Origin of the sequence: Microbacterium sp. OR21, assembly GCF_047306785.1 — a bacterium.
In the GTDB taxonomy this organism is placed as follows: domain Bacteria; phylum Actinomycetota; class Actinomycetes; order Actinomycetales; family Microbacteriaceae; genus Microbacterium; species Microbacterium esteraromaticum_E.
Genome location: NZ_JAZEXJ010000008.1, coordinates 21449 through 29908, shown reverse-complemented (window position 1 = coordinate 29908; position 8460 = coordinate 21449). Strand labels below are relative to the sequence as shown.

Sequence of the window (8460 nt, the reverse complement as noted above, 5' to 3'; positions counted from 1 at the left end):
TATTGCGCCATAACTGCGCGGGTGTGCCTGCTGGAAATATTTCCCAGGGGGAGGGGTTCAAGCTCGATTCGACAACCGTGCCTGCGGCAGAACGCCGATCGGGCTTGATCCTATCACCCGTGTCAAGCGCGGGTGTGGCGGAGGTATTGCGCTGGTCTGCGCCGCGATGTGGCGCAATAACCCTTTCCAGCCGCCGTGGCGATCTCCTCGAGCACACTCTTGCACAGGGGACATCACGAGTGCGTCAGACGCGGGGAGAATCCGCGATGTCCGCGAAGGAGCAGATCTCCGGCCTATACCTCGCAAGAGGGTCGTGAAGTACTCGGCCCACTCAGGAGGCTCGAATGGCAACGACAACTCGTGTGGCATCTCGTCCGCCGGCGCGCCCACCTGCACCGGCGACGGTGGCTCTGGGTGTTCTTCCTCGGCGTCAGCTGACCGGGATCATCCCGGCGCTGCTGTGCATCGCACTGGCGACCGCCGCCACCGGGTTGAACGCGGTGCGCCCGTTCACCGATCTGATCCCGCTGGTGTGGGTCGTGGCCGTGTTGCTCGCCGCCGGCGCGGTCGCATCCGGCGTGCGGACCTTCCAACGGGAAGGGCGGATGGACCCGGCGATCGAGGCGGTCCTTCCGATGCTCGGTGCGGCACAGCCAACCCGTGCTCTCGTCGTGCCGGTGAAGTGGACTCGTGGATGGGTGGGCCTCCCGGAGCGCATCAAGATCCGGTACGCCTCGCACGTCGATGACACCGACCCCCGCTTCGTCGACCAGATCCTCGCAGGCCTTGCACGCAGGCTTGGTGCCGAGTACCGGGTACGCAAGCACAACTCGAGGCGGTGCGTGCTCGTCGTCGAGCTCGCACCCGTGAGTGATCCGGTCTCCCGTGAGCAGCAGCGCGCGATCGAGGTCGTCAAGCTGGTCATCGACCCGACCGCGAGCGTCTCGGTGAAGAGTGCCGATGACGGCTCGGTCTCGAAGATCGACGTCAAGCACAACGTGGGACCGAAGATGGCGATCGCGGCGCGGCGCTCCCAGGTCGAGAAGGTGGTCTCCTCGATGCTCCCTGGCCGGTGGCGTGCGCACTGGGATCTCGAGGGCGACAAGATCACGTTCGAGGTCCGACCGACGATGCCCGACATGGTCCTGCACGAAGTGGAGCCCGCGGCCGCACTCACCCACGCCGCCTACAAGGCGTTCAAGATCCCGATCGGTCCTGACGAAGACGGTCAGATCCAGTCGTGGCATCCGGCGGTCTCCCCGCATTGCCTCGTCATCGGTGGAACCGGATCGGGAAAGACCAGCTTCCAGCACACGGTGCTCACCCATCTCGCGCACGCTCACTGGCGGGTGTGGGTACTCGATGGGAAGCGGATCGAGTTCGCCGGATTCCGGGACTGGCCCAACGTCGAGCTCGTCGGCGCGCGGGTGGAGCACCAGGTGCGGATGCTGCACGCTGCGCACGAGCTCATGGAGGAGCGGTACTCGCAGCTCGAGAACGGCACGGCCCGGCTCGAGGACTTCGACCCCCTCGCGTTGATCATCGACGAGTACGCGACGTTCAAGGCGCGCGTGCAGCGCTGGTACAAGACGGTGAAGCCGAAGGGTGCGCCGGCGCAGGCCCCCGTTCTCGATCTGCTCTCCGATCTCGCGCGACTGGCACGGTCGGCGAAGATCCACATCCTGCTCGGTCTGCAGCGCCCCGACGTCGAGTTCCTCGGCGGTGAGATGCGAGACAACTTCGGCGCCCGCGTCAGCTTCGGTCGTCTCTCCCCGCAGGGCGCCAACATGATGTGGGACAGCTTCGCGGTCGGTGTCGCGATCCCTCGCAACAAGCGTGGCCGCGGTGTCACTCTGAACGCCGAATCTCAGCCCGTCGAGATTCAGGCGTTCTACACCCCCGACCCCGCCAAGCTCGACTCCACCGACAAGGCGGACTGGGATCACCTGGCGGCGCTGCGTCCCGACGCTGCCGACTACGAGCGGATGATGGTGCGCGACCCGGAAGCGGAGCTCACCGACGACGGCGAGGGGGAGGAGCTCGAGCCCGACTACTTCCAGTGGTCCTCGGCCGAGATTGTCGCTTGGGATGCATCGGTACCGTCGACGACCAAGCACGACGCGCTTCGACCCTCCAATGTCACCCCACTGGACTCTCGTGAACGGGTCCGGTTCGTGCCCGAAGTCGACGACGATGCACCGGACGTCGACGCGGCCGCTGACGGCGACGGATACGGCGAATCCCTCGAGGGCCCCGCGGTGGAGCTCGAGGTCGGAGATCTCCTGCTCGTCGACGCGACTCTGGGGCTGTGGGGAGTGGTCGAAGGAGTGGAGCCCGACGTCGTCGACGACGAGTACCTCGCGATCGAATACCGCGACCTCGACAGCGGTGAGGACGGGCTGCTGACGCTCTTCGACAACTCGGTGATCAGCTACCGCCGACCCGAAGCAGCCTGATCGTCGTGGCCGTCATGATGCTGCGGGCCTACCGGCCCCGAGAGAAGGGATGAATCGCGTGTCGAACCAGAGCGTGTCGGAAGACGACTGGATCTCGCTGCTGCTGATCGCCGTGCTCGTCCTGGCCAGTGGCGCAGTGTCGCTGGGGATGTTCCTCGATCCGCTGCGCGCGTGGATGTTGAAGTACCACTTGCTCGAGCAGGGTGAAACCGTGGCGATCCCCGTCGTCGACGGCGTCGGCCTCGGCTGGGGACAGATCCTCGTCATCCTCGCGATCCTGATCGGTGCGATCGCGCTCATCGTGTGGCTCAAGCGCCGCGCGGCTGCCCGTGTCTGAGCTGCCCGCCATGCTCAGCAAACGAGACCCAGGAAGGAGGAGAGATCACCCATGACAACCACACTGACGAACGGCGACAAGACGATCACGCTGTTCACCAAGAAATCATGCGTACAGTGCGTCGCGACACACCGCGCGCTCGATGCTAAGGGAATCGAGTACGACGTCGTCGACCTCAGCGAAGACGCCGCAGCGCTCGAACAGGTCAAGTCGCTCGGCTACCTGCAGGCACCGGTCGTCATCACGGATGAGGATCACTGGTCGGGCTTCCGTCCCGACAAGATCGACGAGCTCGCGCAACGGCTCGCGTGATTGACGACAGAGGCCCCACCGGCAGCTCTTCGCCGGTGGGGCCTCTGCTCTGCTCATCGGAGCGGGACATCATCTGTGCGGCATGTGCGCCGCTGCCCACCGCTGCAGCAGCTGCTCCCGCAGAGGCCCGTTCCGCTCGAGCATCATCCGAACCCCTGCCGGCGCCGCGCCTGCCGGCGCACCGGCCTCGAGGGTGCGCAGCCCGAGATGCTCGCATGCCCAGTCGGCGAGCTCGTCGAGCTCCACAGTGACGGTGGCGGTGACGTCGACGCGCTGCTGCCATTGGACCTTGTAGGCGGGCATCGGACGCTCAATCTGGGTTGCTGAAGAAGTCGATCACGAGCGCGATGGTGATGGGGACGAGGATCACCGCCGCGGCGGTGACGATGATGCGATCGAGGATCGGCGCGGCGAGGATCCCGAGCCACCCAGAGAGGACCGCGGCTGCGATGTACAGCAGCGCGATTACGAGACGGCGGAGCCAACGAGTCGTGGGCTCCGGGATCGTGCGGGGGCGGGCGGCGATGGTCATGAGATCGCTCCGCTCTGGCCGGCACGGTGCTCGCGGATGTGCGTGTAAGGGACTGTGCCGCGGTGGCCGTAGGCGTCGACGATGGTGGCGCTCTTCGGGTTGGTGCGGGTTACGGTGCACCAGGCGCCGAAGTACTTGATCTGGTCGCCGACGCTGATGGTGTCCTTGCTGTGGTCGGTGGCCGCGCCGGTCGCGACCTGCTCGGCGCGGACCTCCTGCCAGTAGGTGAGCTGATCGTCGGTCGCGGCCAGCTCCCTCTCGAGCCGTTCGGCGTAGGCGCCGGTGGCTGCAGCCGTGACCTCGACATACCCGCCAGGAAGGGTGCGGCTTGACCCGTCGAGACGTCGACGGATGCCGGCGCGATCTGCGCGGAGCTTCTCGATCCGGTTCGCCACGGTGATCGGCGCATACCGTGCATCGGTCGCCGCGGCCGCGACGTCGGCACGCACCTGGGCGCGCCGTGCCGCCGCGTCGGCGTCGATGGAGCGGCGGATCGCCGCGTCCGCCTTGCCGATCGCTCGGCGGTGGCCGGCCTCCGAGTGGTGTCCGACCTTGATGGGCTCGCCACCTTCGGGGAGGCGTCGCAGCGCGCGGGCCGCGCGCTCTGCCTCTTCGGTGGCGTCCTGGTGTCGTCGATCTGCGCGCACCGCCAGGGCGGCAGCGCGATCGTTCCTGCGGTCGACCAGGTCAGCCTCGACGACGGCCGCGGCCCGGCGTTCATAGTCGATCGAGATCTCGACGACGAACCCGGCAGCGGTGAGCTGCTCGGCGGTGCGGTTGATGATCGCGATCTTCGGTTCGCGGTCGCGGGAGTGGGGGATGTACCAAGATCCGAGCGCCCGGCTCCACCGCCAGCCGTTGGCCTTGAGAGTATCGGCCGTGCCGTCGCCCCGGCTGGTCCCTTCGATGAGGGTGCCTTCCGCGGCCGCGTGGATGATCGTGAGCATCATGGCCGGCTCCCTTCCCGCGCGGCCGCGTCGTGCGTGAGAGGGTGGCGGAATCCGATCTCCCGTTCCCAGACCTCGGCGGCGCGATGCAGGCCCTCATACTCCTTCACGCCCAGGTGGTCCGGGGAGTCGACGAGCGGGCGGTGAGCGAACCGTCGCGCGATCGCGTCGCCGAGGCGTTCGACGAGGTCACGCGCAGGGGACTGATCCCATCCGGGGTGATGGCAGGAGACTTCGGCGAGCAGTAGACGGCTGCGCTCGATCTGCAACGCCTGCTCGTCATCGGCATGGGGGACGATCTCGGCGACCGGCTGCCATTCGTAGCGCGGTGCGGCGATGTGCTGCTTGATCGCGTAGCTGACGCTCGCGTAGTTCTCATCCCAGAGGCTCTGACCCATCCGGTCGGCGTTCTCGGCGAGCTCGCGCGGAGTGCTGCTGCGGTAGGCGGGTGTGGAAATGTAGGCGGCGGTGACCAACAGGTCGATGGTGTCGCGGTTCACGGGAAACGCGCGCATGATGGCCCCCTCAGGTGGTGAATGTGACATTCACTACCCTAGAATCAGTCGGCGCTCATGTCAAGACGTCGTCGTCGTCGTCGTCGCTGTGGTGGTGGCGCCAAGCAGCCGCCACGCTGCGGACGGAGGTCGGGTAGTACCGGGTGCGAGTGGTCTGGCCGGATAGCGTTGGGATCGTGCCGAAGTCGTTGTCGATGAATGAGATCCGAGCCCGCGCTGCGCAGTTCACCCGTGACTGGCAGGACGAGCCCGGCGACGAGCGACAGCAAGCGCAGTCCTTCGTCCGGGATCTGCTCGGCGTGTACGGGATAACCCAGACCCGCGCGGCGTTCTACGAGAAGCGTGTCAAGCGCTCGTCGACCGGCTCGCGCGGATACATCGACGCGCTGATCCCTGGTCTCGCGCTGATCGAAATGAAGTCCGCCGGCAAGGATCTCGTCGCGGCTGAGCAGCAGGCGCTCGACTACATTGACGACCTTCCTGACCCGGAGGTTCCTCGGTGGGTAATCACGAGCGACTTCCGCCGGTTCCGTCTGCTCGATCTCCACGCTGAGAGCGAGGGTGTGCAGGAGTTCGCCCTGACCCAGATGCGGGATCGCGCTGACGTGCTCGCCTTCCTCGCCGGGTACGGTGAGCGCACCTTCGGATCGAAGGCGCAGGAGTCTGCGTCGATCAAAGCGGCAAAGCTGATGGCGTCCCTCTACGAGGCCCTCGAGGGGTCTGGGTACGACGATCACGAGGCGTCGGTGTTCCTGGTGCGCACCTTGTTCGCCCTCTACGCCGATGACGCCGGAGTGTGGGATCGCGATCTGTTCCTCGAGTTCCTCGAGACCCGCACCGCGACGGATGGTTCCGACCTCGGGCCTCAGCTGTCGTTGCTGTACCAGGTCATGGGACGTGAGCCGTCTCGTCGGCAGTCAAACCTCGACGAGCTAATCTCGCGATTCCCCTACGTCAACGGTGGAGTCTTCGAGGAATCGGTGTCGATCCCGTCGTTCGACGCAGGCATGCGTGACCGGCTGATCGCGGCTGCAATGTTCAACTGGTCGGCGATCTCGCCGGCCATCTTCGGCAGCCTCTTCCAGGCCGTCAAAGACAAGACCGCTCGGCGTGAGCTCGGCGAGCACTACACCACCGAGACCAACATCATGAAGGTCATCGGCCCGATGTTCCTCGATGAGCTGCGGCAGCGGTTCACGGACGGGTACCACGACACCGCCAAGCTCAAGAAGCTGCGTGCGGACATGGGGCTGATGCGATTCCTTGATCCGGCGTGCGGCTGTGGCAACTTCCTGGTGGTCGGCTACCGACAGATGCGAGCCCTCGATCTTGAGGTTCTGCTGCGGATCCAAGAGCTGTCCGGTGAGACGGCCCGCACAATGTTCTTCACCGAGGAGCACCTCGCCGTGCGGCTGTCGAGCTTCCACGGGATCGAGCTCGAGGAATGGCCCGCGCAGATCGCAGCGACGGCGCTGCACCTGGTGGAACACCAGGCAAACCAGGCGATGGAGCTGGCGCTTGGATCTGCACCAGATCCGCTGCCGCTGGACAAGATCAAGAGCATCGTCGTCGGCAACGCGCTGCGTGTCGACTGGGCAGCTGTCCTACAACCGACTGAGCACCTGTACATCATGGGCAATCCGCCCTTCCTCGGCCACGCCACCCGCTCGACCGAGCAAGCGCAGGAACTTCGCGACGTGTGGCGGAGGGACGACATCGGTCGGCTGGACTATGTCACCGGCTGGTACGCGAAGGCTCTCGAGCTGCTCGGCCGTCCCGGCTACCGAGGCGAGTTCGCGTTCGTCTCGACAAACTCGATCGCACAGGGAGAGCCGGTGCCAGCGCTCTTCGGCCCTGTGTTTGCCGCAGGGTGGCGCGTCAAGTTCGCGCACCGGACGTTCGCGTGGACCAGTGAAGCGCCCGGCGCTGCGGCAGTGCATTGCTCGGTGATCGGTTTTGACCGGCCGTCGAGGAAGAGAGCGCGGCTGTTCGACTACTCAGGAAACCTCAAGGGCGAGCCCGTCGAGATCCCCGTCGTGGATCAGCTCAACGGATACCTGGTCGACGGTCCCATTGTGCTAATCGATCAGCGGCGAAGCCCGCTGGCGTCGGCTCTCCCTCCGATGGTGTTCGGGAACATGGCTCGCGACGACGGCAATCTCCTGATCGAGCCGGCCGACTATGCGGAAGTGATGGCAGATCCGATCGCCGCGAAGTACGTCCGGCCGTTTGTCGGCGCCCGACAGCTCATCCACAACGAACCCCGGTGGTGCCTGTGGCTCGTGGATCTTGACCCCAGCGACATCGCCCGATCCCCGATACTCCGCGGGCGGCTGGATGCCGTGCGTCAGTTCCGCGCAGCGTCGAAGGCCGAGTCCACGCGACAGATGGCGGACACGCCGCACCTGTTCGGTCAAAGGTCGCAACCCGACACGCCCTATGTCTGTGTGCCGCGGCATGTGAGCGAGACACGCAAGTTCTTCCCGACCGCCCTGTTCACCCCTGATGTGATCTGCGGTGACGCGAACTTCAAGGCAGACGACCCAGACGGCCTCGCCTTCGCAGTGATCTCGTCGTCGGCATTCATCACCTGGCAGCGCACTATCGGCGGTCGCCTTGAGTCTCGTCTGCGCTTCTCGAGCACCCTGACGTGGAACACTTTCCCCTTGCCCGCCCTCACCGACACGCAGCGTGCCGCCATCATCGCCGGGGGGCAAGCCGTTCTGGATGCGAGAGCGCTACGCCCAGAACGCTCGCTCGCAGACCACTACAACCCCCTCGCGATGTCGCCCGAACTGCTCCGGGCGCATCGTGAGCTCGACACTGCTGTCGACAAGGCCCTGGGCCTGCGGGGGATAGCGACGGAGGCTGACCGACTGCGAGCGCTGTTCGCCAGCTATGCGAAGCTCACCACGGTCGACGAGCTCGCGATGCCGAAGAAACGTCCCCGCAAGGCGACAGCAGCGAGTGCGGCATCGTGAGCTGGCCGTACCCGACCGTCCGCGTCGATGGGACCGCGACGGTCGATGAGGAAGGGGAGAATCAGGTCTGCGCCTGTGGCAATGATTCGTGGACTCAGGACTGGCGGAGCGCCGATCGTCTTGGGCGTCTTGCCTTCGATGCTGCTGGTTCGGCCGACCCCGACGAGTTCGCGGTCTGCCCAGTGTGCGGCCGTGTGTATCCCAACGCTGCTCTGTTCCACGGCGCCGCGGCCGCGGTGGCTCGCTATGAGATCACTAGTGCCGAGTTCATTGCTGCGCTACAGCGGTATGACCACGACGCCTACGGATCCGGCGGGTCGCTGACGAGCTGAGTCACGCGGTCGTCGTCGGCACGGGGCTGTCGGTGCGCCGGCATAGTG

General features: G+C 66.0%; 9 protein-coding genes. 5 read left to right on the top strand and 4 right to left on the bottom strand.

Going from position 1 to position 8460, the window contains the following annotated elements:
- The first annotated feature begins 344 nt into the window (after window positions 1–344).
- Genes V2S04_RS14670 through nrdH form a run of 3 tightly spaced genes read left to right on the top strand, consistent with a single transcriptional unit; the run spans window position 345 to window position 3105 of the window.
- Window positions 345–2456, top strand: coding sequence for an FtsK/SpoIIIE domain-containing protein (locus tag V2S04_RS14670; RefSeq protein ID WP_005052740.1), 2112 nt, complete (start codon window positions 345–347; stop codon window positions 2454–2456).
- A 58-nt stretch (window positions 2457–2514) separates the two neighbouring features.
- Window positions 2515–2793: a hypothetical protein gene (locus V2S04_RS14665; RefSeq protein ID WP_139833205.1), complete on the top strand. Its 279-nt coding sequence runs from the start codon at window positions 2515–2517 to the stop codon at window positions 2791–2793.
- Window positions 2794–2844: 51 nt separating this feature from the next.
- Window positions 2845–3105, top strand: coding sequence for a glutaredoxin-like protein NrdH (nrdH, locus tag V2S04_RS14660; RefSeq protein ID WP_005052743.1), 261 nt, complete (start codon window positions 2845–2847; stop codon window positions 3103–3105).
- Window positions 3106–3174: 69 nt separating this feature from the next.
- Here the strand turns inward: nrdH and V2S04_RS14655 are convergent, their stop codons facing one another.
- The 4 genes from V2S04_RS14655 to V2S04_RS14640 are packed head-to-tail and all read right to left on the bottom strand — an operon-like array spanning window position 3175 to window position 5099.
- Window positions 3175–3408: a hypothetical protein gene (locus tag V2S04_RS14655; protein WP_005052746.1), complete on the bottom strand. Its 234-nt coding sequence runs from the start codon at window positions 3406–3408 to the stop codon at window positions 3175–3177.
- A gap of 7 nt (window positions 3409–3415) precedes the next feature.
- The gene (locus V2S04_RS14650; RefSeq protein WP_005052747.1) at window positions 3416–3637 is read right to left on the bottom strand and encodes a hypothetical protein; all 222 of its coding nucleotides are present in this window, start codon (window positions 3635–3637) and stop codon (window positions 3416–3418) included.
- Window positions 3634–4587, bottom strand: coding sequence for a DUF3560 domain-containing protein (locus V2S04_RS14645; protein ID WP_005052750.1), 954 nt, complete (start codon window positions 4585–4587; stop codon window positions 3634–3636). Before V2S04_RS14645 ends, V2S04_RS14650 begins: the two co-directional genes overlap by 4 nt.
- Entirely contained in the window at window positions 4584–5099 is a 516-nt protein-coding gene (locus tag V2S04_RS14640) for a hypothetical protein (protein WP_005052752.1), read from the bottom strand. The genes V2S04_RS14645 and V2S04_RS14640 overlap by 4 nt, the downstream gene beginning before the upstream one ends.
- Window positions 5100–5248: 149 nt before the next feature.
- On the opposite strand from V2S04_RS14640, the gene V2S04_RS14635 reads away from it, so the two are divergent.
- The gene (locus V2S04_RS14635; protein WP_319032370.1) at window positions 5249–8080 is read left to right on the top strand and encodes a DNA methyltransferase; all 2832 of its coding nucleotides are present in this window, start codon (window positions 5249–5251) and stop codon (window positions 8078–8080) included.
- Window positions 8077–8412 carry a hypothetical protein gene (locus tag V2S04_RS14630; protein WP_005052756.1) on the top strand — a complete coding sequence of 112 codons (336 nt, stop codon included), beginning with the start codon at window positions 8077–8079 and terminating at the stop codon, window positions 8410–8412. The genes V2S04_RS14635 and V2S04_RS14630 overlap by 4 nt, the downstream gene beginning before the upstream one ends.
- Window positions 8413–8460 lie beyond the last annotated feature (48 nt).